At 32.8% G+C, this 21,857-nt stretch carries 25 protein-coding genes; 5 read left to right on the top strand and 20 right to left on the bottom strand.

Annotated features, from left to right (window positions below):
• Positions 1 to 94: 94 nt before the first annotated feature.
• The 5 genes from HPT25_RS03585 to HPT25_RS03605 all read right to left on the bottom strand — a co-directional run bounded on the left by HPT25_RS03585 (position 95) and on the right by HPT25_RS03605 (position 3,212).
• The gene (locus tag HPT25_RS03585; protein ID WP_173060043.1) at positions 95 to 982 is read right to left on the bottom strand and encodes a tyrosine-type recombinase/integrase; all 888 of its coding nucleotides are present in this window, start codon (positions 980 to 982) and stop codon (positions 95 to 97) included.
• Between the two features lie 414 nt (positions 983 to 1,396).
• Entirely contained in the window at positions 1,397 to 1,825 is a 429-nt protein-coding gene (locus HPT25_RS03590; RefSeq protein ID WP_246277127.1) for a DUF4367 domain-containing protein, read from the bottom strand.
• Positions 1,826 to 2,034: 209 nt separating this feature from the next.
• Entirely contained in the window at positions 2,035 to 2,217 is a 183-nt protein-coding gene (locus tag HPT25_RS03595) for a hypothetical protein (protein WP_173060049.1), read from the bottom strand.
• Positions 2,218 to 2,393: 176 nt separating this feature from the next.
• Positions 2,394 to 2,651 (bottom strand): hypothetical protein, encoded by a 258-nt coding sequence (locus tag HPT25_RS03600; RefSeq protein WP_173060052.1) that lies wholly within the window; start codon positions 2,649 to 2,651, stop codon positions 2,394 to 2,396.
• 387 nt (positions 2,652 to 3,038) lie between these two features.
• Positions 3,039 to 3,212, bottom strand: coding sequence for a hypothetical protein (locus HPT25_RS03605; RefSeq protein ID WP_173060055.1), 174 nt, complete (start codon positions 3,210 to 3,212; stop codon positions 3,039 to 3,041).
• A gap of 98 nt (positions 3,213 to 3,310) precedes the next feature.
• Between HPT25_RS03605 and HPT25_RS03610 the strand changes: the two genes are divergently transcribed.
• Positions 3,311 to 4,072, top strand: a complete 762-nt coding sequence (locus HPT25_RS03610; RefSeq protein WP_246277128.1) for a hypothetical protein — start codon at positions 3,311 to 3,313, stop codon at positions 4,070 to 4,072.
• 155 nt (positions 4,073 to 4,227) lie between these two features.
• On the opposite strand, the gene HPT25_RS03615 is transcribed toward HPT25_RS03610, so the two are convergent.
• The 9 genes from HPT25_RS03615 to HPT25_RS03655 all read right to left on the bottom strand — a co-directional run bounded on the left by HPT25_RS03615 (position 4,228) and on the right by HPT25_RS03655 (position 9,564).
• Entirely contained in the window at positions 4,228 to 4,416 is a 189-nt protein-coding gene (locus HPT25_RS03615; protein ID WP_173060058.1) for a hypothetical protein, read from the bottom strand.
• An 86-nt stretch (positions 4,417 to 4,502) separates the two neighbouring features.
• Positions 4,503 to 4,835 (bottom strand): hypothetical protein, encoded by a 333-nt coding sequence (locus HPT25_RS03620; RefSeq protein ID WP_173060062.1) that lies wholly within the window; start codon positions 4,833 to 4,835, stop codon positions 4,503 to 4,505.
• A 1,141-nt stretch (positions 4,836 to 5,976) separates the two neighbouring features.
• Complete coding sequence (locus tag HPT25_RS03625) at positions 5,977 to 6,249, bottom strand: hypothetical protein (RefSeq protein ID WP_173060065.1); 273 nt, start codon at positions 6,247 to 6,249, stop codon at positions 5,977 to 5,979.
• Between the two features lie 128 nt (positions 6,250 to 6,377).
• A complete protein-coding gene (locus HPT25_RS03630) occupies positions 6,378 to 6,917 on the bottom strand; it encodes a hypothetical protein (RefSeq protein ID WP_173060067.1) in 540 nt (179 codons plus the stop codon).
• A complete protein-coding gene (locus HPT25_RS03635) occupies positions 6,917 to 7,381 on the bottom strand; it encodes a hypothetical protein (RefSeq protein ID WP_173060070.1) in 465 nt (154 codons plus the stop codon). The genes HPT25_RS03630 and HPT25_RS03635 overlap by 1 nt, the downstream gene beginning before the upstream one ends.
• Positions 7,382 to 7,395: 14 nt before the next feature.
• Complete coding sequence (locus HPT25_RS03640; protein WP_173060073.1) at positions 7,396 to 7,656, bottom strand: DUF2442 domain-containing protein; 261 nt, start codon at positions 7,654 to 7,656, stop codon at positions 7,396 to 7,398.
• Between the two features lie 142 nt (positions 7,657 to 7,798).
• A complete protein-coding gene (locus HPT25_RS03645) occupies positions 7,799 to 8,143 on the bottom strand; it encodes a hypothetical protein (protein WP_217269610.1) in 345 nt (114 codons plus the stop codon).
• Between the two features lie 43 nt (positions 8,144 to 8,186).
• A complete protein-coding gene (locus HPT25_RS03650; protein WP_173060079.1) occupies positions 8,187 to 8,363 on the bottom strand; it encodes a hypothetical protein in 177 nt (58 codons plus the stop codon).
• Positions 8,364 to 9,270: 907 nt separating this feature from the next.
• On the bottom strand, positions 9,271 to 9,564 hold the full coding sequence (locus HPT25_RS03655; RefSeq protein WP_173060082.1) for a hypothetical protein: 294 nt from the start codon (positions 9,562 to 9,564) through the stop codon (positions 9,271 to 9,273).
• A gap of 233 nt (positions 9,565 to 9,797) precedes the next feature.
• On the opposite strand from HPT25_RS03655, the gene HPT25_RS03660 reads away from it, so the two are divergent.
• Positions 9,798 to 10,247, top strand: coding sequence for a hypothetical protein (locus tag HPT25_RS03660; RefSeq protein WP_173060085.1), 450 nt, complete (start codon positions 9,798 to 9,800; stop codon positions 10,245 to 10,247).
• A 210-nt stretch (positions 10,248 to 10,457) separates the two neighbouring features.
• Here the strand turns inward: HPT25_RS03660 and HPT25_RS03665 are convergent, their stop codons facing one another.
• The 3 genes from HPT25_RS03665 to HPT25_RS03675 all read right to left on the bottom strand — a co-directional run bounded on the left by HPT25_RS03665 (position 10,458) and on the right by HPT25_RS03675 (position 14,423).
• Positions 10,458 to 10,739 (bottom strand): YhfM domain-containing protein, encoded by a 282-nt coding sequence (locus HPT25_RS03665; RefSeq protein ID WP_173060088.1) that lies wholly within the window; start codon positions 10,737 to 10,739, stop codon positions 10,458 to 10,460.
• 313 nt (positions 10,740 to 11,052) lie between these two features.
• Positions 11,053 to 11,712, bottom strand: a complete 660-nt coding sequence (locus HPT25_RS03670) for an HAD family hydrolase (protein ID WP_173070855.1) — start codon at positions 11,710 to 11,712, stop codon at positions 11,053 to 11,055.
• 1,001 nt (positions 11,713 to 12,713) lie between these two features.
• Entirely contained in the window at positions 12,714 to 14,423 is a 1,710-nt protein-coding gene (locus tag HPT25_RS03675) for a hypothetical protein (protein ID WP_173060090.1), read from the bottom strand.
• A gap of 286 nt (positions 14,424 to 14,709) precedes the next feature.
• Between HPT25_RS03675 and HPT25_RS03680 the strand changes: the two genes are divergently transcribed.
• Complete coding sequence (locus HPT25_RS03680; protein WP_173060093.1) at positions 14,710 to 14,868, top strand: hypothetical protein; 159 nt, start codon at positions 14,710 to 14,712, stop codon at positions 14,866 to 14,868.
• A gap of 222 nt (positions 14,869 to 15,090) precedes the next feature.
• Here the strand turns inward: HPT25_RS03680 and HPT25_RS03685 are convergent, their stop codons facing one another.
• Entirely contained in the window at positions 15,091 to 15,333 is a 243-nt protein-coding gene (locus HPT25_RS03685; RefSeq protein WP_173060096.1) for a hypothetical protein, read from the bottom strand.
• 280 nt (positions 15,334 to 15,613) lie between these two features.
• Here HPT25_RS03685 and HPT25_RS03690 point away from each other — a divergent pair, with 280 nt between their 5' ends.
• Together HPT25_RS03690 and HPT25_RS28570 are read left to right on the top strand one after the other, a co-directional pair.
• Positions 15,614 to 16,138 (top strand): hypothetical protein, encoded by a 525-nt coding sequence (locus HPT25_RS03690; RefSeq protein WP_312857265.1) that lies wholly within the window; start codon positions 15,614 to 15,616, stop codon positions 16,136 to 16,138.
• A gap of 391 nt (positions 16,139 to 16,529) precedes the next feature.
• Positions 16,530 to 16,847: a hypothetical protein gene (locus HPT25_RS28570; protein ID WP_246277129.1), complete on the top strand. Its 318-nt coding sequence runs from the start codon at positions 16,530 to 16,532 to the stop codon at positions 16,845 to 16,847.
• Positions 16,848 to 16,986: 139 nt separating this feature from the next.
• On the opposite strand, the gene HPT25_RS03700 is transcribed toward HPT25_RS28570, so the two are convergent.
• Together HPT25_RS03700 and HPT25_RS03705 are read right to left on the bottom strand one after the other, a co-directional pair.
• A complete protein-coding gene (locus HPT25_RS03700; protein WP_173060099.1) occupies positions 16,987 to 19,983 on the bottom strand; it encodes a type I restriction endonuclease subunit R in 2,997 nt (998 codons plus the stop codon).
• Positions 19,984 to 20,011: 28 nt separating this feature from the next.
• Positions 20,012 to 21,844 carry a DUF262 domain-containing protein gene (locus tag HPT25_RS03705; RefSeq protein ID WP_173060102.1) on the bottom strand — a complete coding sequence of 611 codons (1,833 nt, stop codon included), beginning with the start codon at positions 21,842 to 21,844 and terminating at the stop codon, positions 20,012 to 20,014.
• Positions 21,845 to 21,857 lie beyond the last annotated feature (13 nt).

A 21,857-nucleotide genomic window follows, 5' to 3' on the forward strand; every position in this document is an offset into this window, starting at 1 on the left:
TAAAAACCAATCATTAAATGGAGAATATATAATAGAAGAAACTCGTCAAAATTCGATTTCTTCCTAAAATATCTAAAGGATAGAACCCAATAATCTACACGTTTAGATTATCCACTGCACGTTGTTTATCTTCTGCACTACTATTCACATAAAAACGATAAAGCGTATCAACGGAACTGTGGCCGCTTAAAATGGCAACAGTTTTTGGGTCTACTTTTCCTTCCTTAATCAAATTTGAGCAGAACGTATGCCTTGCCATATGGGGACTAACAATATAATCAAGTTGGGCTTTCTTACTGTATTTCTCTAAAAGTTTATTAATTGCTAACCTTGTTAGCGTTCCCCTCTGACCTTGTAGCAACTTTTTGGAGGATACTGATGGTCTTACTTCTAAATAGGCTTTTATCGCATTCACTACTTCACTATTCAAATTTACCTTTCTTACTTTGCTACCCTTTCCATTCCGAATCATTAGGTAGCTGTAATTGTTTTTTCCATTTCTCTCAGTAATGTAAATATCATCTAATTCAACAGAGACCATTTCACTGCATCTAACACCTGTTCCAAAAAGTAGATAATACACTAATATATCTCTCCTATTTCCCTCAGCCTCAATAGTACGTTTTAATCTGTACAAATCTTGCTTTTCAACGATTTTTACATCATAGTCAAATTCAATGTTATTTCTTTGCAGGACTTTTTTTAAATCCACTTCCTCTTTACAAATGCCCTGCTTATAAAGGAAACGCTGATAACGGACAACACTTTTGATTTTTCGATTGATGCTCGTAACTTTCAACTTTTTTAATAAATTTAAAAATTGACGATACTCTCGAAGGTCTGTTTCTGTAATTGCATCTGTTTTATAACCGATTGTTTCAAATAACCAATCAGAAAACTGCTGAATATCCTTTGTATATGCTCGAATAGTTAGATGGCTCTTTCCTTCCCGCTCCAACTCCCGAATAAAGTTAGTAATCATTTACAATCACTCCCATACTTTTTAGTCAACACAAAAAGGCGTTATCACTTTAGGCAAAAATCCTACTTTTTTTAAAAGTAGAACTTCCTAAAACGATAACGCCTGTTAAATTGAAATTTATTTCTATAATCTAATTATAGTGATAATCCGCCATTTCTCAAGCAAAATCACTGTCAAAATAATCTTGCAACATAATTGTCAGTTATGCAGAGAGTTGACTGTTTTATCAAACAGAGCCATACGGATTTAACACACCCTTCTCTTCATTTAAGAATCAAAAAACTATACACATAACTTTTTAAGCAATTTTTTTATGAAGAATCATGGGGATTACTTATATGTCAACGCTGTACCCAGCTGTATATCTAACAAGAACAACCTTTCCGTAATCAACAAAAGGAAAGGGAAAAGAACTTATTTCATTGACCTTGCAATTTCTAACATTCTTTCTTTGGATAATCTTGAACTACTCATTTCCACATTAGTACCATCTTGTACCCAATTCAGTAAACCACCCCTTATAGGGTCTCCTTTTTTATCAACTTCACCACTATCTATCCATTCCTGAAAATAACCTGTGTTTCCATTTATATCAACTTTTTGAGAATGTGGAAAATCTTCATCAGATAATGGAAATCCTTTGCTCAAATGAATAGCTACTATCAGCTCGGTATCCTTGCTGTCCATATAATGTAGCATTATCCAGGGAGAAGTTTTAATTTCTAATGTCCAATCGTCAGGAATCTTATTCGGACTCAAAATAGTAAAATTGGCTTTTTTCCTTATTTCTGAAATGGTTTTGCTGTTGTGGTTATACTTTATCTCTTTAGCATGGATTATCATCGGACTACTCAATAACAGGATTATGGACAAGATTAAACGATTAATAAGTATCAATTTATAACCTCAATTCTTTTTGATTTTGATGGTGATATTATTTACAAACCACTAATTTTTATAAACAGGCATATTTTAATAACTAAAATGAAAATGGGCTGTCGAAACAGTCCATTTGATGTCATAAATATCCAATTAAATAAAGAAAAAGAGAATCATTCCTCTTTACTATTATTCGAATCTATCCTAAATAAAATTGCCTTAACTAAAAAGTATGTTGCGAGACCAAATAATACCCCATCCAAAAGTCCAATATGTTTTATAAATACACCAGTCATAAAGCCAATGGATAACATCGGAGTATATTGCCATGTAATAATTTTGTTAATAACCGACATAATGATTTCCCCTTTGTATCAGGTCATACATTTATAAATATTATAAACAAATTGCGTTTTACCATTAATTTCAATTTTTATAATCTAAACTCTTTAATGTTTCTTTGGTAAACTATTTTTAAGGTCTCTGAAATGTTTCCATCTTGTCCTCTGCACTCGTTACAAAAATAAGAAAGTTATTTTTCATTAATTACACTACGACCTTTGTGCTCAAAACCTTTTTCAACAAAAATGTCATATTGGGATAGTTTAGTATCGAATCCTAAATCACGTTTTTTACGCCCTGCATAAATACCTCGTACTTTTGTTTTGTATGGAATTCCATTTTCGTTTAACTTACCTATCATTTTTATACAATCTTCATCACCTATTGCAGTGTAAATTAAGACATAATCAAACCTAAATAGGCTAAAAAATTTATCAAACCATCTCAATTTACTCCCCCCTATGTTCAATTTCTAAACTTTACGTATCCATTCTTAAACCGTTTCTTATAACATTCCTATTCAAAAATGCTGGAAGTTAGTGACAAAGTTTAAAAAAAGGTTGCCATAGCAACCCTTAGTTAAGTTGAGAAGTTATTTTTCTTTTAAGCTATCTAAAGGGATAAATCCAAAGATAACAACAGCTATTGATGATATTCTACGGTTTAAAATAAAAATTTGATTTTTTCAGTTATTAAGAAAAGATATATATTTCATTCCCTACTCAAATTTGTTGTGTCCAAATTTTATATATTACTTGACCATCTTTGAATACTTTATCTTTACGAATGCTTATTTTAACGTTGTTGTAAAATGCCCATTCAGGTAAAAGCGATTCTAACATTTGATTACCTTTTCATCAGGAGTCGCATAGCCCACATCAATCTTACCTAATAAATATGGAGAGGAATCTGGAAGTAATGCATCCGCCCATTCCTCTGCTTGATTTTTGGAATCAAAAATACGGTTATCTTCTTTGTAATTACCATTTATCCAAGTTATGTTCCCCATCGGGTCACCCACCTTTTTCAATATAATAAATTCATCGTACATTTTCATACAGTATAATTATCTTTTTCTGTACCATATTAATTTTGAGGTGATTGTATATGCCAAAAAGAATTATTGTTTATATATGCCTATACTCCGTAGCTTTATTTATTGCTTTTAGCAAACTTACTTACGCATCAAATAATCAACATGAAAATGATAGCCTTTCAGTTGAACTGGAAAGAAGGTTAAAAAGCATTGAACCACCTCAACCAATTACTCTCCTTAAATCTCCCGAACAACAAGAAAAGGAGAGCCACTACCCTTCTAAAACCTTTCCTATTTCTGAAGTTCTAAGTAAAGGGGCAAAAATCCCTTTTAATAAAATAAAAAATGAGCCAAACTATGAGAGGCCCGTTTATCAAGAACAATGGCACAGCACTTATGCTGGCGGTAGATGGAGCTATATTCCCAGCAATATTTATTACGCACAACATCGTTTATACCCTATTTATGATATTGGACTTTCGGGTTTATTTAACTTTGAAAATCAAATCGGCATTAGTTTTCCAACCTTTCAAAATAGAACGAACCTTGACTTATACATGGTTATTTTTCAAACAAATGTGATTTCAGCTTATACAAAAGGTAATCAAGTGGTTATTGTAGGAACTCCAAAACGAAATGGTGTTGAAGTAATAACCATTAAAACAAAAGATATTCATCCGACAGAATTAAAGAAAATGTTACTTATTCAGTTGGCTACAAATACTTATGAACTTGATTATTCACTGATTCGGTATGAGCCTCCTGACTTTTGGATAAAACAAATTAAACATCACGAAAAACTACCTTGGTGGTTTAAACAAAGGATTCATTGAGCTTTTTTCTATATCTTGCATTATGCACTGAGAAATACTAAAAGCATTGCGAATTCAGTTATTGTTATATTTCACAGCTTTTATATATTTGCTTGTTCCTGTGGAAGCACAAAAAAAAGAATCATTTATTTGTCCCTTTTAAACTTACACATCAATTAGAAATATTCGGTGCTTAAACTAAAATAAATTAATATTGAAATGATTGTAAGTCCTAAAAAAAATAACACTTTATTAAGTTTGGACAAGTTTTTCAACCATCCCCACCTTTTTTTATCAACATCAAACCAAAAGTAATCAGCGAGAACTGCTAATTCAATAATGAAGACTGATAAAAATGAACTCATTCATATTCCCCCATTTGTAAATCATGTTCAATTTGTTTAAGAATAAGTTCCAACATATATAATAAAAAATATCAATTGCAAACCTATTAGTTCGAATCAGTCGATTCATTACTTAAGTGGTTAGTATTTAATGATTTTATGATATTTATTAATTGTTCTTTCGGAATTTCTCCTGTTACTTGTATTTGCAACCCATTAATATTTGAATAAAAAAGTTTTAAATCCTTATCATAATTCCATTCGTGATTTCCTATATATGTTGTTTCATAGCTATTCAAAGGTTCATCTTGAAGGACCTTAAAATTTGATTCCCAAATAGTTGTATCCCCTTTAGGTGTTTTGTATAATAAATCCACTTGTTTATCATTTTTACTACCACCTTTGACCTTACTTACATACGCTCCCGTAAGTTCCTCCATAGATAAAATCGAATTTTTTGGAAGAATTAATTCAAAAGGGGGATTCTGTAAAATCTTCTTAAATTCTTTTACACTCCACTTATTTTGAACAGGATTAACTTTATCTGTTGTTGTATTTTTTTCTCACTGTCCATTTTATTCAAATGATAACTATTCATAAAATTTTGTAGTGAAATTACTTGTATAGCCTGTTGTCTATGTCTCACAGCAAAGTAAATCCACACAATAATGATTATAAGTATTAGAAGAATTATCATAGTCAGAACTAAAAAGTTATTCAAAATAGCACAACCCCTTACTTGTCCTCTATAAAAGATTATGAGTTTCTTTGTATTACAATCACAAAATTTAACATTTAAAGCCACTCATTTGTTAATTATTGAAAAAGTGGTTGTGTTTTCTCTTTGGAGAAATAAGCCCTAAACAATGAATTGATAAAATAGGAGGAGTGATAATTTGAGGAACGGATGTTTTTTAGGAATATTAGCGAATCAAATCAGATGATGGAAAGCATGTTATAAAAGTGTTTTTCACATTTAAACGTCAATAGTTTTCATTCACGATTGAAATAATGGATATATATAGCTTTTCTATTTAAAGATTTTGGTATATAAGTGTTATACTAATCGTAACAAAAGGCTCGGTGTTCCTAAACCAAGTCTTTCGGCAACTACCTACAAAGGTGGTTGGTTCCATAACTATTTTTTGCGTTTAGCATTAGAACCACTTGGCTTCGTTCGGCTTGGGTGGTTCTTTTTGCTGTCCAAAAACTTTAGGGTTATGTATTCGGATATTCCCTTTACAATACCTTCATATATCTAAAATGGTAAAATTTGATATTTTGTATCAAAGTATAAAAATGACATTAATCACATTATTTGATATTTCAATAGGTGCTTTTACATGAATCGCACCATACCCTGAAAGGTTAATATCTTTTTTTCCGAGTTTCTTCTATAATATATGTTATATTTTATAAAATTGGATTCATATATACATCATACAGGCTTCTCTCATTCTGTAAGTGCAAAATTTGAAAAGTATCCACGTTCCATAAAAAGCTAAAGAAGCGTAAAATACAGGAAAAAAGAAAAGAACCGCAACATTTAACTCGCAGTTCTTCTAAGGCAAATATGCAGTCCTAATCCAAGTTCTCCCTAATTCTTGTTCCAATTCTTTTACTTAGCTTAAAATTGATAAATAAACCTTTTGTACATGTCACAGAGACTACACCAGTTAAAACACCATGAAAGAATGTAGCTGTATGTGTAAGGAAATCACTAATATCAATTATCATAACAAGAATGATAACAACGAATATTGCTCTTCTCTGGCTTTTCAATATCCTCATGCTCTTTTTATCATTTTCGAGGTTTCCAGTTATTTGATGAATTGTCCCAACCATATTTAGCATTTACTATGCCTCCTTTTTTGTCTGTATGTTTCATTATAGTTAATTCTCTCTGAGTTTATTTTTGATTTCTTAATCAAGTCCGTTTTATAAAAGGCGATTTTCCAAGACCCCATCGAAAGTCCAACATATCATTCTATGTAACATTTAAATGCTCCTGCAAGCGTCCATTTTTTGCTCAACTCTCTTACATTATTCTCGATATATCTTAGAAACGAATTATACCCTTCCATTATTATCTTTCCATCCAGAAATAACACAAACATCGATATATCCATTTTCAATAAATTCCAATCTACTTTGATTTCACTGGTAATAACATTAGATTGAAAGCAAGGATATTTTTTCTCTTCTGCCACTTCTACTATTTCTTCAAATGACGATAAACCTCCGATTGTTTCCACAGCCGATTTAAAACAATCAGCATATGGCTCTTGCTGGGGATACATTGAATACTCAAATTGCATGAATTCCAGCAATTGTTCCAATATAACTCCCTTTTTAATTTCAAAAACCAATTCATCTTGTGTTTCATTTAATTCATACAGTGATAAATCAAATTGTTTATTTAATTCATTCTTCAATTTTTCAAATGTAACTCCTAACTTGTCCAATCTTTTTTTATCAATTTCCATTCGATAGCAAATTCCCATTTGCAGATATTGTCCCATTATTCTTTCTCTCCTTTACCTCTTTCCTTACTATCCGCCTTCTCCTGTCCCTCTATATATTCCATCAGCAATTTCTTTAAGTCCTTTGACAAAATCTTGTTTAAACTTATTATCTCTTGAGCAGGGGTGTCTTCAATATATCTTTTTGACAGTTTCAATCTGTATTGATAAATTCCATCCATTTCTTCTTTGCTGAAAAACCCATCATTTTCTACATATAAATCAAATTCATCTTTTACATATTCCTCAAACTCTTCCTGGTTCAGTATCTCAGCTCCTTGAGAAACACTGAGACGAAAAAGTTCCATGATTTTTGGGAACGGTAAGTAATCCAAACTTCCCCTTGCTAACAACATCCGTTGCTCTTCATCCAAAGAAACTGCATTTACCAATTCCACAGCCTTAATAAAACCTTTTTCAAAGCCTTCAGCATAGCCAATTACATATGGTTCAGAATCCCTCATATCTTCACTCTCCTTTAGCCCAAAATATGGTCAATATTAATGGAGGACTTATATAGAATTTTAGGGTCAAAATCTACCCCATTTTCCCAAACAACTGTACCTGCGATTCTATCAACTGTTGCTGTTTGAAACATATCACTATCATTACAAAGTTCCGCTAACTTCCCCTTCTCATTTTGTAAGAATTGCTTGATATCTAAAAGACAGTATTCCCGATAATCAAATTCCAGTAATAGCTTAAACGTTTTAGTTGCAAATAACGATGTAATCCGCACAGACCTTTATCTCCTTCTCTTTAAAATTACTTTTATAGACAGCACTGCTAAAACCGCAATAATGGCTAAAGCAAATAGACTTACAACAATTAATGTCACCATTACTTTTCACTCCTTTTTGGTAAATGATAATGCCTTAAGACTATTGTTTACGTTCCTGTAAATATCGCCTAATTTCATCCGCCATATTTGCCTTTCGATATAGTTCTCTTGCTATTACATTCATCATTTTTGAAATATCTTTCTTTTTCTCAATGCTTAGATTGGGATGTAATCGAGTGACGATTTCTTCAGAACTCTTTCTGTCCAAAAACGGTGAGAATTCCCCAATTGCCATAGCAACTTGCAATGAGAATTCTGCCGAAGTCCTTCTAAAACTCGTTCCGCCGTTAGTGTGATAATCAATTTCCCTTTGAATCTCTTTTAGAAATTCGTTAAAAAAATCATCGTGTTCTTTCCCCTTTACTTCATCCATTAAAATCACCACTTCCATTCATCTCCTAATAACCCTGATTTTTAGGAATTAACTCCTACTTAGATTCTTTCGCTTCTCTTATAGGTCTGATTAATAATTTTACCCTTGCAAACATACTGCCTTTTTCAATAGAATTGTCCAATAATTCATATCCTTGTTCAGAATACATTTCCTTGTAGGATTCGATGTAAGCACCCACCACTTCTGAATGACATGAGAATTTTACTACCATTGTTCCTTCCCATATTCACCATTCTGGCTTCTCCGTATGTTTTATCACATTAAATTTTTCAGGCATTGTTATCTCCTACTTATTGTTTTTAAAATAAAAATAGAGGTCTCTTGACAATAAACAAAAAATTTCCTTTTTTTTACAAAAAAGAAAAAATCTATTGCAAGAAGCCTCTATAATTGAATTTGATAATATAATTGACTTATATATATAAGAATAAAGCTGAGATAAGAAAATTGCAACAAAATGTACCACTAACGCGATTGTTTGTACCAAGGAATGCCATGAAGTTTACCAGAAACACTTTGGTTAAAATGAATCCCAGTGGATAAGGTAAGCAAAGCGGTCCTTGATAGTGAGTAGGTGGATATGATAGGCTGTGTATTTGCCCAAATAATATTGAGCCACATCGCTCATGAAAACGTGAGCCACTCCATTTCCAGTAAGAACACCGTCTTGATATGGAGTGAGAGACACGATAGGCCTGTTGCCACTCGAAACATCCTGTTGTGTCGCCCTTCGAGCTAAATTATTCCTCTGGATGCTCCATGTCAATACATTACAGATTTTCCAGTTGCAAAATTCCAAGTGGCTCAAATTGTTATAATCGGAGTGGCTCAAAATTCAATTATCAAATACAGGCTGTCCTAAACGACCGTAGGGAGCGTCCCAAGGATGCCTTTGGAACGGTCGGTAGAAGGGATTCGTCCCGCCTTTGACTGTGATGAAGAGTTTCTTGGTAAATGTAGTGTCAACGGCTGATAAATTACTTGTCAAAGAGTGGCACAAAAGACGGAAGGTGTGGTAGATTTTTACTATTCAAAGATAGCTTTATATTTAAAACCTTCTAATTCTTTTTCTTTAACTTCCTGTAATTCGCTCATATTTCTTCCTCCTTCATTTTTCATTAAGCTATTCTGTATAAACCTTCCAGTTTTCTAATATCATCTGTTACACTCAGATGCAACTTCTCTTTTAAAGAGATAATGATGCTGTAACTAATTTCCGACAACTGAAATCGAATTTCTTCCAGTTCCGCAACGCTGATGCCTTCAAAGGAAGTTTCTAAAAAGGATTCCTTTAGCTCCTTTACCTTCTCCTGCATTTGTTCCAGCTCTTCCATCGCCAGTGGTTGTAGTGAATGGAGAAACAGCGTTCTTTCCAATTGGTCAATGGCTATTTTAATTTGTTCGATGGTCATTCCGTCAGCTCCTTTCATTGGTTCTTTCCTTATAACTTTATTTTAACAATTAAAAAATCCTATGAATTTGAAAAGTGGTCGAATAATGTTCGAGCAAGTCATCAATTGTAAGGGTATGTGATTATTAATGTGAATTCATATGTGATTTTTTAGAATGGAGTGATTTACTTTTCTTCAATTACTAAAAAATGGTAAAATAAACTCAAATAGAGTATACAGTTGGGAGATTGAGAATGGAGAATGTTGCCTTTATCGAGATGGTATTTGAAAATTGCGAATCTATCGTTATCCCCATAAATCGTGTGAAAAGAATGGAATTTGGAACACTAACTCCTTTTGAACATTATCCCTACAAAGGTTTGTCTGCCTTCCGTAGCGAATATGGATTATTAGATTTAATCTATCAAAATGAATCAGAATTACACTATAATGATTCGGATTATGAAGAATTCCTTGAACCATTTATCGGTAATAAGCTGAGTAATCATGTTGAAGAAAGACCAAATATATTAGGGAGAATCCTCAACTATAACGACATTGTGATGATTCAGTTTTTAGACCAGAACCAACAGCATATAAAAAATATCTATGTTCCTTGGCATGAAGACGATAGAGAAGAAAATCGGTATATGTTAAAAGAAGCAAATAACGGAATACTAAACATAGAAATACGAGTCAGATGAAACAATTGACACGAACATTTTTAATCCGAAGTACGCAAAAAATGAGTCTTACGAACTTCGGACTTATTACAACGTTTGTTTACTTTTCAAGTCTTTGGATGGAAAGAAACTAACTCCAGCTCAACGACTTGGCATGACATCAAAGAAATAATTTATCTTAAATAAAAACAATCGACAGAAAATCATTGCCGATTGTTTTTATTTATCGTTTCATTCTACAATTTTATTTAAATCATCAATTAAATCTTTTGGTAGTTTATAAATATGATAACTATCCATCTCATTCATAAGGTAACCACCTTCATTCCTTAACCATAGCGTATATTTTGATATTGTTTTGTCTTCAAATGTCAATGTTATAAGATAATCAGGCGATGTCACATCACCAATACCATTCATTTTTTCTGCTCTTTGGATTGCATCAACAAAAATTTGAAGTTCTTTGGAATTTTTTTGTTTATAAGTTATGTGTGGTTTTTTAACATGTAACATATTTTTTCCAACCCTTGAGACAGTTGCACTAATAATTGTTTTGCCGTCTAATTTAACAATTGTAATATTGTTGTTTTTTTCTTTGCTCTTCGCTTGTTATACTTCTTTTTCATTGCAACCAAACAATAAAAGAATTAACAAAATAATCGTTGTGAAAAATAGATATTTGCGTTTATATGATAGCATTTAATAACCTACCTTATTATTCCATTTCTTATATAGACGATATTCTCTACTTAAAGTTGCAAATCCCATCCTTCATTGGTCGACAGAAGTTCCATTGATGGTTGCTTAATTAATGAAAAGTTTGTGTTTATTTTGTAAAATAACTTAGTAATCTATCCAGAGAATTGATTTCGGCATATGGTTTAATTTCAGTTTCATTCTTGAACATATGAGGATTGAACCATATGCCCTTTATATTTGCATTCTGACATCCATCAATATCCTTTTCTATGTCATCTCCTACGAATAATGCGTCTTCAGGTTGCACATTGAATTTATTTAATGCTAATTCAAATATGCGTTTGTCAGGTTTACTAAATCCCGCTTCTTCAGAAATAATTATCGTATCAAAACAACTATCTAAATTAGTGTTTATTATTTTAGCTTTTTGTCTCTGAGTTGAGCCGTTTGTTATAATCGCAACTTTAGCATGCTTCTTTATAACATTTACGATATTTATAGAATTTTGGTCTATTGAAAAACAATGAGGAAAATGGTTATTCCAAAAATCTTGAATATAATTGCGTGGCAATCTATATATTGGTGGAAATTCATCAAAAAATGATTCCAATACTTTTGCTTTATCGTTGTTGCCATAGCCTCTTTTATCGTATTCTCTGAACTTTTGTAGCATTTGGCTTTCTGTTGAATGTTTAACTGCCTCATAACACTTTTCTAAAATAACGAAAAACATATTTTCTACTGCCTTATCCCTATTAAGTAAGGTATCATCTAAATCAAATAGCATTGCTTTATAACCTTTCAAATAACTTCACACCTTTTCTCACATTAATATAAATAATTCCTACAACATATTGCCTTATTCAGTAGCACTCCATAAACAGGATGAAATCATCAAGTCTTTTAAAATTCTTCAATGAGCCTTCAAATCCCTCTATTTCAAGAAAACGAAATCATGCCAAATAATGCTCCAAATATTCTGAAGCAACCTCGTTGATACTTTATAAGTTAAAGCGTTAAAAAGTTGTCCCACACATTCGCTTGAAAAGAAGGTTTGACTGAAATTATGTCTAAATACTTACAGAAAAAGTGGTATTATTTTATTCTTCTCTTATATAAAGGGGTGTTTGGTTTTTTACCACTTTTGATGGTTATCTCATAATATATTGCATTCCTAACGATAGAGATAGATTATACTTACCATCACTTAAAATTGTGTCAGTAGCACCTTAAAAATAATCTTCTGAAAAATCTATGGTCTATTAAAATAAAAACAACTTTTAATCAACAGCCAAGCTGTTTTTTGAAAACCATCTTATGCAATTGTCAAATACCTCTTAGAAAAATCCAAATATAATAATAAACTGAACTATACATCTTTTTAAAAGTACCAATACACTAAAAAGGCTCTTTTGTTACCAAAAGAATCCAATACCATCTAATCAAGTTGTCATAATGCTAATCAAATGAAAAGTATAATAAAAAGCAAATGGATAAGTAGTTTTCTGACTTTTTTTATAGATGTGGTTCTTATTATCCATTTGGCTTATGTTAAAAGTAATGGTTTTTGATTTCAATTCATCCAGTGTTTTGTATAAACAGAGTTCCTTGAATACAACTGATGAACTTGAAAAATCTTAACAATTTTTAGGAATAATCGACTACAGCTTAAATAAGTCGTAAAATATTCTGTTCTGGCTCTTTAACCAAACGTATGTGCAAGACAACTTTTGCGATTTCATAGAAAAAAGGATGCCTATAAGGACATCCCTTGCCAATGTAATACTGTTATCTAAAAATAAATCTTTGTTTATTTGTGTCTTTATCAATCTGATTTGTTTCCAAAAATGGCTTTAACGCTATTAGTAACTTGGAGAAATTTGACTTGTCCTTAACCCCAGCCTCAACCCTTACTTGTTCTTTCTGTATTTCTTTTATATTTGACTGTTTAAGGTTTGTGAGGATGGCTTTGACTTTTTCAACTGTCATATCAAACTTTGTCATCTTTTTCTCTTTTATCACTTTCTCCTTTCCCCCTTCTTCCCTTCCTACTTTTTCAACATCCATCTGAGATTTCTGATACTGAATCCCAGGTAGTTGTTCGAGAACCATATCAATGACATCTTGATTGTTATTAAAAACATATATTCTGGCATCTCCAGTATTAGAGCGAGCGATACGCCTGATAGCTTGATACATCTCTCCCGCGGTGGTTGATATCCTGATTTTTTCTACAGTTTCATCCTGGAAAATAGAGATATTACCGATTGGCAGGTTTTCCATACTACTGTATAGAAAATTAGAGAGGGTATAGGATTCGTAGGAAAAATTCGGAGTCTTTAACATTATAACGGTATTATAATTACGGTAACAATTTTTTCCAATTAGGTTACCAAAATAATCTACAGTTACTGGGTATCCCCATGCTTCTTGTACTTCCTTCAACGTCTTATTAAAATATCCCTCAATTTCTTTCTCTACCTTTTCCTTCTGACTTTTCTCGGTAATGAACAGAATACCTGTAGAACCCTTCAAATCTATTTGCTCTAAGGCTTTTTCAATCAGGTTCTTATATCCTTTCAACGCCTTTTTGCTGGTATTCACATCATAATGATAAAATACTGCATTAGAATTATCGAAAACTTTCGGCTGTTTTATTACCTGGAATTTGTTTGAAAGAGCGTATCTATAGTCCTGCTCCGCATTGGCATCCAAGATGATATTGCAGTCTAACATGGCAAACTTGGGTGTCGTATCCACCGTATGAAAGGCATACTCATAAAAATAACCGCCATTATGGAGCAACTGCTGAAACTTAAATAGTAGCTCTTTATGTTCTGCCTTTTTTATCTGGTCAGCCTTCTTAAACAATCTGTCAATAACCTCTTTGTATTTGTCATACTTCTCCTCATTAAAATGGACAAATATCATTTCTTTGTTTTTCTGTATCTCGAAACTATATGAATAATCCCTTATTAGGTCTCTAAATAGACTGGCAAGTTCATCGGTTTCTTTCAATCCATATTGATAAAAGGTCGCCCATAATTGTCCTATTTCTCTATCCGCTACTGTAATTTGTTCTAATAAGTCTGGATACTCGTCTATTACTAAAATACTCCTGTCTGCAATTAAATCCTGATGATTCCCCTTGCAAATACTGTAGTATAGCTGGTGAGTAATGCAGAGAACTCTTGCATTTATAGCTCCTTTTCGTGCCTTACCTGATTTGATTTCATCCTCTGCTAATCTTACAGCTACTTTAGTTCCTGCTATTTCATTAATACGTTCCACTGTTTCATCCAGCGCCCCGTCTTTTACGAACCTTTGCACATATAAGGCTCTATCCTCTGCCTCAGCCAAAAACTGCTGTGTGGTTAGGCTCTTACCCAATCCCGCCTCGTATGAAAAAACCTTAAAAGTCGTTTTGTCCCATCTTCTTTTGTCAAAAACCTGTTGTTTTAAATCATCAAAAATGCTTGTTGATACTATATTTCCCAATTTATACTTCCTCCTTCGTTGATTAAAATTACTTAATGTAAGAAGTATAATTTAGAAAATCAATTGAAAAAATAGCATTTGTGTCGAATAGTGTCTTACCTAATATTTTACAAATAGAAGTTACTAATCTTAAAGTTGAAATTTGGGGTATTCAGGAGATTTCGGTCTAAAATTGTTTTTCTATATTTTTTACTTATTCTGTTATCGTAAAGTTGCTATTTGTTTAAGTTTGGAAAAATACAGTAATATAGAAGACGAGGGAATGTTTTGATATGGTGGTGATGGTATGAGATGGTTACACGTATTGAGATGGTTGGTATTGATAATAGTCATTGCTGTCGCTTCTCGACTGATTATCACACAAAAGAATGGGCTTGCAATCCTATATGGTTTAGGTTGTGGAAGTGGAATTGAGATGCTATTAAAGAATGGTAAGAACAAATGAAACGATTTATCCTGTTCTAAATATCAATGCCATCGATGATATTGGCAGTGTTTGCTATAAATGCCGAAGTAATTTGAACAAGACTTTGCACATTCTGAATTAAAGTGAAAAAATAAGCACGTTAATTCAGACTTTTTTCTGGATTAAAGTGAAAAAGAGAATCTGATATAATGTGCTCGTTTACAATAATTTCAAAAAAATTGCCCTCGATATGTAGTAAAATTAATTAATTGTAATGATAAAGCCTATCAACAATGATAAAATCCCAAGAACAAGAAAATTGCTTGCTTTTTTAGTCGTTACATTGAACACTCCAACTATTGCATCTATTAAAATAAGAGCAATTCCTTTTAATTTCCCATTCTCTTTTACTTCTAAAGCTGTTTCACTAATTGCAAGTCTAATTAGTAATAGTCCTCCTATAAAAAAGAAAATTCCAATTAAAATAGACACTTTATTTATCACCCTCTCACCTCCATATTACCACAATAAACCAATACCTTCCTGTCCCTCAAATAGAGTTGCAATTCAAACCCTAATTAATTGGCTCACCTTCTGGGTCAAACGGTATAGTGCATAATAAATATCAAAACAGGTCAACTAAGAGCCTATTTATTCTAAAACTGTTGCTTATTTACAGTAATGATATTATTATAACTTTATACATAGAAACTCTATATACATAAAATTACTAAGTATAAAACAATGGAACTTTTACTCATAATTGAAAATGGAGGGAGATAATGTGTTTGGAAAAGATAGGATAAATTTATTGTTAATAAGTTCGTTCTTTCTTATTTTGTTTTTAGTCGGTTGTGACCCATCTTCTAATGACAAAATGGAACTTTATAACAGTACAAAAAGTATTGACTTATCTGATGAAAATATAAAATCTATTTTTATTAATTCAACTCAAGATAAGATAACAGACGTATTTGGAAAACCAAACTTTATTGAATGGATTAAACAGCCCAAATCAAGCTATTATATCTTTGGAGAAAATGATAAAAATTACGATGTAGATTTTCGCTTATTCAATGGAAAGGTGACGCGGTATTTTATTTCAAGCGATAAATATGCAACCAACAAGGGAATTTCAAAAGGAGATAGTAAGGATGAAGTAATTAAGGCATATGGCAAAAACTATTACGAAAGAATTGATACAGGTTCCAATATTATAGGTTATCTTGATAAAGTAAAAAAAATCAGTATTGAATTTGGTTTGAATAACAACAAAGTAAATGGAATTATCGTGTCCGAAACTAAATGAACAGCATCAAAAGAGGAACACTTGGAAGTCCAAGAGTTTTGTGTTTTAAAAATACTGTTAATTTGCTCACCAAAAATAATTTATATGAAATTAAAAAGGATAAAGGTTGGGGAAAGATGGAGCCGAAAAATGTGTTACGCCTATCATGTTTAAGTAGTTTATTAGCCATTCTATATTGTTTCTTTCAATGGAAAATTATCGACTTAGTAACGGGATTTTTTATTTTACCCGTTTTGCTAATGGTGTTTGGTTTTTTCATCATTATGACGGTATATGCGTTTATATCTTTAATTAAAAAAGGGACTGGAAACCCCTTATACTCCAAGTAATTACCATCATATTGTTATTCACCACACCATTTAATCAAATAGTATTGGATATGGATTTCAAAATGAACAAATCCGAAAGAGAAAAAGTGGCTAAGATGGTTGAGCAAGGAGCACTTAATCCAAATGTTAAAGACAGTCCTTGGCTCATTCATTTGCCTAAACAATATCAGGGGCTATCTGTTGGTGGCGGTGATATAATTATTGAAAAAACAGGTAATGGATATAGTATCCTTTTCTTTACCTATCGAGGAATATTAGATAATTTTTCTGGCTTCGTATATACACCAAATGACCAAAACCCTTCTACAAAAGCGTTTGATGGAGATTTCAAAGAAATAGAGAAGATGGACAAAAATTGGTATTTTGTTAGTTCAAGCTAAAATAAATGTTCAAACGACAGCGAAAACGCTGTCGTCTTTTAAGTTAATTTGAACACTATTTGTAGTGTTTTTTGTGGTGCTAAATTGCATTTTGAACTTCATACACTTAACACGTTTGTGCGCCAACAGTAGTCACTTTTTAATCAAAATAAGGTCGATTATTCAAACCTTCATAGACTTCATCGAGCATGAATTCCATAATGGTATTCTTGAAGTTCGAGTCTTCAAGGATTTTCATAAAGAACTTCTCATTTTGACTCATGCGTTGTATGACAATATCTAAAAAGGCAGTTTCATAGGAGTATTTAAAATTGCCTTTAGAGTTATTTTTAGCCTTTTGAGCTAAGTCATCATTGTTGATGATGTCTTCCTTTATCTGGTCATAGGAAAGAATATCTGTTGAGGTGAATTCCGTTCCAAACTTATCATTCAATCTGTCGATGATAGAAGATAGCTTTTCCTTTTCTTCTTCCTTCCCAGTTCCTTTTCCATGTGTGGTCGGCTTTAGTTCAGACTCACCCTGTATGGCAAGTGAAATACTTCCTGCAAATACTTTCTCATTTCGATAATATTGAAGAGCAATATCATCCGCCAAGTAGACAGCATCACTTCCCATTTTAGGAAGTTTTTTAAGAAGATAATTCAAATAGACATATAGCTTATGCATTTCCACATCCGCAAATGGCCCAATTTGTAAGATAAACGAATACGTGCGGATAAACTTAGTCGAAGCACCTTTAAAGTCATCTTGTTGCTCTTTTAGTAGCTTCTTATATCGTTCCACCCCTTTATCCAGGATAGAATTAAGTTTTTCCTGGATTTTGGTTGTCTTTTTCTTTTCACTGAACTCCAATTGGCAGACTTCGTTTATTTCTTCCTCCGTATAAACCTGACAGGCATCCAGTTCCCGTTGCAAATCATACAGAAGATTGGGGTCAGTTGTGCTTTCAAGACCTGTTACTTCATAATAAGGCTGAAAGGCTTTTTGAATATCCTCAGCCTCGTTCAAGAAGTCCAATACAAATGTATCATTCTTCCCTTTACACGTTCTATTTAGACGTGATAAGGTTTGTACCGCCTTAATCCCATCTAATTTTTTATCAACATACATCGTATGAAGCAATGGTTCATCGAATCCCGTTTGATATTTCTCAGCAACCAGCAAAACTTTATATTCATCAGAATGAAATTTTTCTGGTAATTCCTTTTCACCAAATCCGTTCATTTCTGGTTCTTTATAGGGAACTCCATTATCCTCAACTGTACCTGAAAAAGCCACCACAGCTTTTAGGTCGTCATATCCCTTTTTATTGATATATTTATCGAATGCCTGTTTATATTTTACAGCATGAAGACGACTGCCAGTAACGACCATTGCTTTCGCCCTACTGCCAATTTTATGGCGTGTCACCTGACGGAAATGTTCAATCATGATTTCTGTCTTTTGAGCGATATTATGAGGATGCAACGCTACATATTTAGCGATTTCCTTCGATGCTTTTTTACTGGATACTTCTGGGTCATCCTCTATCTTCTTAGCAATTTGGTAAAAGGTTTTATAGGTTAAATAGTTCTTAAGTACATCTAAAATAAAGCCTTCCTCTATAGCTTGTCGCATCGTGTATACATGAAATGCATGAGGTTTCCCATCTTCTCCAAGTGTTCCGAACTTCTCAAGGGTTTTTGCCTTCGGTGTAGCTGTAAAGGCAAAGAATGAAAGATTATCCTGCTTACCACTTTTCGCAATCGTTTCAATAATTTTCTCTTCCATATCTTCCATATTATCCTCGGCTGTTCTATCCGCCTCAAGAGCTTCTTCCAGCGTTTTATCAGAAAGAATATTCGTCATTGCAGTGGCCGCTTTCCCCCCTTGAGAGGAATGGGCTTCATCAATGATAATTGCATATTTTCCTCTTGCAAACTCTCCTACTTTCTCCATAATAAAAGGGAACTTTTGCAAAGTCGTAATAATGATTCTTGTGCCATTTACAAGAGCATTTGCCAATTGGGTAGAGTCTTTTTCAATTTTTTCTACCATCCCAGCTTTATGTTCCAGTTGATAAACTGCATCCTGCAATTGCTTGTCCAACACTCTTCTATCTGTTATTACAATTACACTATCATATACTGCATTATCTTCTGAGTCATGAAGTTTTGCCAATCGGTGAGAAAGCCAAGAGATACTGTTGGTCTTTCCACTACCAGCCGAATGTTGAACAAGATAGTTCTGTCCCACGCCAATCGACTTTACATGTTCTTCTACCTTTCTCACGACATCTAATTGATGATAGCGTGGAAATATAACTGTTTCTTTCTTATCAATAATTTCCCCAGTGCTGTCTTTGATATCCTCTTGCTTAATAAACACAAAGCGAAACAGAATATCTATCAAGCTATTTTTTTGCAAAATATCTTTCCATAGATACGAAGTTTTATAATCGTTGTCAACGGCTGGATTGCCCTTTCCTCCGTTGTTTCCTTTATTAAAAGGTAAGAAAAAGGTTTTCTCTTTATTAATTCGCGTTGCCATATAGATTTCATCTGGGTCTACCGCAAAATAGACAATTGCTCTCTCTTTAAACTGAAACAACAGCTCTTTTGGGTCTCTATCCGTCATATACTGTTTCTTTGCATCATCAACCGTTTGCTTCGTCAATGGATTTTTCAACTCTAATACTGCAATTGGAAGCCCATTTAAGGATACCAACATATCAATGCTGTTGTTGTTTTGGTCACTGTAGTAGACCTGTCTACTGACGGTGAAAATGTTTTGATTATATAGGTCGATAAGGGTCTGGTTCATGTTGGTAACTGGTTGATTATAGGCAAGTTTTAATGTCACACCATAATCTTTAATGCCATGTCTAATGCAGTCAATCATCCCCCGCTTATTCAGCTCTCTGGTCAATCTATCCACAATCTTTGTTTTATACTGTTCCTTATATACCTTTTGAAGCCTTTCTATGCTCTTAGTTTGGGTACTTTCCAAGAACTGAAAGAGGGTTTCTATATCTATTGCTTTCTTTTTAAAATCGGCTAATGCAACTCCTTCTAACTTTCGTTGCATATAGCCAGATAAAATAAGACTTTCTTCTATATTGGCTTCAAAGCCTTTTTCTGTGTAGTCAATTGTCAACTTATCCTCCTCCCCCTTTTCTCAAAATTTAAGAATGTGCAATTTCTTCAAACAAATCAACGTTCCAAATATTTTTACAAATCTCTTTATATAATTCCTGTCTTTCATTTAAATCCGCTTTGTTAAAATCAGCATATGGTTTAAATGGCAAATTCTTATCCTTCATAAATCGTAGAAATAACGGATTATTACTATAACAGTTGTCATTTAAAGTTCTTGCCAATAAGTTTTCACTATCATATTTCGTAACTTTTTTAATGTACTCCATGTCTTGATAGCTTCTGTTTTTGTCTTTTGGCAAAATTAACAAACCGCCAAATCGATTTCTAAAGGATTGAAATTCTTCTTCGGTCTGGAACTCGCTTTGATGGTTGCCTTGTGTATAATCATCTGCCCATATATGCTCAATATCGTATGGATTTTTTTGCTGACGATTAACATAAGTGGTAAAACTACTGTTTATACCGCAATTTTGTTCCACATAGTAAGTCATTCGCGATAAGATATGTAGCATATATCTTCTTGTAAATTGATTCAGATAGAAACCATCTATACCATTTAAGGACTGTTCCATTCCAGAAATATAGTCTTTAAAAATCGTTACGAGTTCATCAATACTTTTCCTTCTAATTCTCTTCGTAAGGTTAAACACTGTATATCTTATGGAAGAATAGTCCACTGTTCTAAAATTAAAGACACGTATCGCAATAAACTGGTCAATAAAGCAGGATACCAACTTTATCTTTTTAGTAATAATATCTGCTGTATCATCCTTATCAATAGATGCCAGGATGATTTGATATTGCAAGGTAAATCCTCTATCGGCATTATGATAAACGTATTCATACTCTTTATTGAAGGAACCCGAATATTGCTTTAAGCGAATATAAATGTCTGAGAAAGTTTTAAAATCATTTAAAATAAAACGCTCAAAGTCAGAACTTTTATCTAATTTTATGACTGATTTCTTTTCTCTGACCCATTTATGAAAGGTTGTTCCTATAATTTCAAAATCCTTATTTTCGGAATCCTTTTTCCCTTCTCTTATAGAATCAGCATACTGTGCTCTAAGCCAATTTTTGATAAAGTCTGAATCCCCATCTTTCTCAATCTCTTTTAATGTCAGCACTCTTTCTTTCCATAAATCATTAGCCTTATTTCTAACAGTGTTGTCACTAATTTCGGAAAGTAGATAGCCTTTAAGCATTTCTGTTGGAGTAAGTCTCAGTCCCCTGTCATTCATCGTAACAAATATTCTATGGGCATCTTGTTCAGAAGTCGTTTTTATTTCAATGAAAACAAGATTATCAATTACCCATTCAATAAAGACAGGTAGTGCTTCTTCTTTAATTTCGTTTGGAAAAAGCTCTTCGATATCTTTATAGCGATTATATAAGTTAATAACACTTTCTGATGTTTCATTAGTAACGTCGTATCTTCCATTGTCAAAAAGCCCAGCTAAGCAGGATTCTCTCTCTTCTACATTGATACAGAAAGTTTTTTGCCCATACATCTCCGAATAAATTAAGTTATCAATATTGATCTTAGAAAAAGGAGAGTTTTTCTGCAAATTATTTAAATAGATAAGCAACAGCGTCAGAGAAGAAAGACGCTGTTGGCCATCTATAATGGCATTATCATTAGTTAGAATAATGGGACCTAAAAAATAGCTCCCATAACGCATAACATCCCTTTGAGAATCACCTTGCTGGTAAAATTCCAAGAACTCACTCGTTAAGTCCTCCATTAATTCTTCAATTTGCTTCCGTTCCCAATTATACTCTCGCTGATAATACTGAACCGTATAACGGTTGTTGAAAAGTGTACGGACAATGATTGCATTTCCTGTAATCTGTGTCATACAATTAGCTCCT

The organism is Neobacillus endophyticus (assembly GCF_013248975.1).
Lineage (GTDB): Bacteria > Bacillota > Bacilli > Bacillales > Cytobacillaceae > Neobacillus > Neobacillus endophyticus.